Source organism: Mesorhizobium sp. M7A.F.Ca.ET.027.03.2.1 (genome assembly GCF_003999175.1).
Taxonomy (GTDB): domain Bacteria; phylum Pseudomonadota; class Alphaproteobacteria; order Rhizobiales; family Rhizobiaceae; genus Mesorhizobium.
The window spans coordinates 1-2,273 of the sequence record NZ_RZOM01001005.1 but is presented as its reverse complement, the minus strand read 5'-3'; the positions used below and the strand labels follow the sequence as shown (position 1 = coordinate 2,273).

2 protein-coding genes are annotated in these 2,273 nt (G+C 64.1%); one reads left to right on the top strand and one right to left on the bottom strand.

All coding sequences use genetic code 11. The features are described from left to right. The first annotated feature begins 3 nt into the window (after window positions 1-3). Complete coding sequence (locus EN750_RS30325; protein ID WP_127398934.1) at window positions 4-1,074, top strand: alcohol dehydrogenase family protein; 1,071 nt, start codon at window positions 4-6, stop codon at window positions 1,072-1,074. Window positions 1,075-1,086: 12 nt separating this feature from the next. On the opposite strand, the gene EN750_RS30320 is transcribed toward EN750_RS30325, so the two are convergent. Further along, entirely contained in the window at window positions 1,087-2,133 is a 1,047-nt protein-coding gene (locus EN750_RS30320; protein ID WP_127398933.1) for an ornithine cyclodeaminase, read from the bottom strand. Window positions 2,134-2,273: the final 140 nt, after the last annotated feature.

Below are 2,273 nucleotides of genomic sequence, written 5' to 3'. Positions count from 1 at the left end.
ACCATGGCCGCCGTGCTGCTCACCGGGCACGGCGGACCGGAAAAACTCGTCTACCGCAGCGATGTGAAAGTGCCCGGGCCCGCTCCCGGTGAAGTGCTGGTCAAGGTCAGCGCTTGCGGGATGAACAACACCGATGTCTGGGTGCGCCAGGGCGCCTATGGCACGGAGGAGGACGCTGCCGCCGTGTCGACATGGCGCCGCCAGGGCAACACGCTTGTTTTCCCGCGCATCCAGGGCACGGACACCGTCGGTATCGTCGCCGCCGTCGGCGAAGGCGTATCGCCGGACCGTATCGGCGAACGGGTGATGGTCGATTTCTCGATCTACAACCGCGACGACGATTCACTCGCCGACATCGATTATATGGGCCATGGCCGCGATGGCGGTTACGCCGAATACCAGGCCGTGCCGGCCGAGAACGCTCATGTCATCGACACCGACATGAGCGATATCGAACTCGCCACCTTCTGCTGCGCCTACCTGACCGGTGAACAGATGCTGGAGCGCGCGGCGCTCAAGGCCGGCGAGCGCGTGCTGGTCACCGGCGCTTCGGGCGGTGTCGGTTCCGGCATCGTGCAGTTGGCACGGGCGCGCGGTGCCATTCCCTATGCCGTCGTCGGCAAGGGCAAGGAACAGGCGGTGCTCGACATCGGCGCCGAGGCCGTCATCACCCGTGGTGTTGCCGACCTGCCGCAAGCCGTGAACGAGGCGACCGGAGGCCAGCCGATCGACGTGGTGGCCGACCTCGTCGGCGGCGCCATCTTCAACGACCTGTTGCGTATTCTCAGGCCCGAGGGCCGTTACACTACCGCAGGCGCGATTGCCGGCCCGGTCGTGCAGCTCGATCTCAGGACCATGTACCTGAAGCAATTGCAGCTGCACGGCTCGAGCCAGGGCACGCGTGCGGATTTCCGCCGCATCGTTGGGTACATCGAGGCGAAGAAAATCCGGCCGCTGGTTGGCGGCGTCTACAAGCTCTCCGATTTCCACCATGCGCAGGCGGATTTCATCGCCAAGGCTTTCGTCGGCAAGCTGGTGGTGGTGCCGGATGCCATGTGGGGCTCGGCTGGCTGAACAACGCTCATCTCAACCATGCTGGGCCGCCCTCAACAGCATGCCGAACAGGTCGCGCGGCTCGTCGGGGTCGGCCAGCATGTCGAGTTCCTGGTAGAGGCCAGTCGAGCGCAGCTGGTCCCTGACATAGCGCAGTGCCGAAAAGTCCTCGATGGCGAAGCCGACCGAATCGAACAGCGTGATCTGGGTGGCATCGCGCCGGCCTTGCACGGCGCCTGACATCACCTGCCACAGCTCGGTCACCCCATGATCCGGTGCAAGCTGCTGGATCTCGCCCTCGATGCGGGTCTGCGGCGGATATTCGACGAAGATGTCGGAGCGCAGCAGGATATCGCGGTGCAGTTCGGTCTTACCGGGGCAGTCGCCGCCGACCGCGTTGATGTGCACGCCGGAGCCGACCATGTTGTCGGTGAGGATGGTGGCGTACTGCTTGTCGGCGGTGACGGTGGTGATGATGTCGGCTCCCTCGACAGCCTCCTGCGCGGTGCCGCAGGCGATCATGTCGAAGCCGAGACCGGCGAGATTGCGGATGCATTTTTCGGTGGCAGTGCGGTCGATGTCGTAAAGCCTCAGCCTGTCGACGCCGAGCAGCGCCTTGAAGGCCACCGCCTGGAATTCGGCCTGGGCGCCGTTGCCGATCAGCGCCATGCAGCTGGAGCCGGCCGGCGCCAGGTATTTGGCGGCCAGAGCCGACATCGCCGCCGTGCGCAGCGCGGTCAGGATGGTCATTTCGGATAGCAAGACAGGATAGCCATTGTGGACATCGGCGAGCATGCCGAAAGCCGTCACCGTCTGGCGCCCCTCGCGCATGTTCTTGGGATGGCCGTTGACGTATTTGAAGCCGTAGACCTCGCCGTCGCTGGTCGGCATCAGTTCGATGACACCTTCGGCGCTGTGCGAGGCCACGCGCGGGGTCTTGTCGAACAGCTCCCAGCGGCGGAAATCATCCTCGATGTAGCTGGCGAGTTCGACGAGGAAGCGCTCGACGCCGATCTTCAGCACCAGCTTCATCATATGATCGACGCTGACGAAGGGCACGATGTTGAGATTGGGGATCATTTTTTCTTATCCTTGCCGCATGCAGGCGGTCAGTCCTGGCGATACGCGTTGTGCGCCTTCATCATCGCCGCCAGCGCCGGATCGTTTTGCTCCAGCGCCCTGATGGCTCCGCCTGTGTCATAGAGGCGCTCATCCTGCCC